1 pseudogene is annotated in these 700 nt (G+C 55.9%); it reads left to right on the plus strand.

The features are described 5' to 3' along the window. Positions 1-124: 124 nt before the first annotated feature. Positions 125-700 (plus strand): annotated as a pseudogene (locus tag HMPREF0308_RS12670) (IS1634 family transposase); the annotation flags it as partial.

The following is a 700-nucleotide window of genomic DNA, read 5'->3' on the forward strand; positions in this document are numbered from 1 at the left end:
TGACTTGGCTCATTTTGGTGTGTTGTAGTTCATATTGACGTTTCTGCCTGTGGGGTTGGGTATCAGAGTGCGGGTTTTGTCTGACTAAGCGGGTAGCGGTGGGGGTGCCGGTAGGCTGTTGAATATGTCACCGAGTATCCGCCGGGTCCCGACGGCGTCGGGTGCGACCGCTGTTCAAATCATCTGGCGGTACCGCAACCGCAAACCTGAAATCGAACACGTCGGCTCCGCCCATACCGACCACGATCTCGCAGCGCTGATGGTCAAGGCTCAGCGGCTTGTCGATGGCGAGCAAATTTCACTTGACCTCAAAGTGTTGCCTTCTGCGGTTGCTGTGTCTGGAACAGGCACGGTTGATAATCCCGTCACGGTATCCGGTGAACGCGCAGGTCTTCTCCTGGACGCGATTCGCGGGGCCTTCCAACTCCTTGGCCTGGATACGGCAAGCGGCAAGGACGAGGTGTTTTTCAACCTGGTCCAAGCCCGTATTATCTCGCCGGGTTCCAAGTTTGATTCCATTGAAACTCTGGCAGAAGTCGGCGTGGCCTCGGCTTCATACGCGACTATAAAGCGCTACCTTCCGCGGTATGCCGACAAAGACTTCCGCGACCAGATAACCCACGCGCTAGCCACACACGCGGCCATTGGTCCTGGTGTGATGGTTCTCTACGATGTGACAACCTTGTATTTTGAAACTGAC

The sequence above is a fragment of the Corynebacterium striatum ATCC 6940 genome, from assembly GCF_000159135.1.
Classification (GTDB): domain Bacteria; phylum Actinomycetota; class Actinomycetes; order Mycobacteriales; family Mycobacteriaceae; genus Corynebacterium; species Corynebacterium striatum.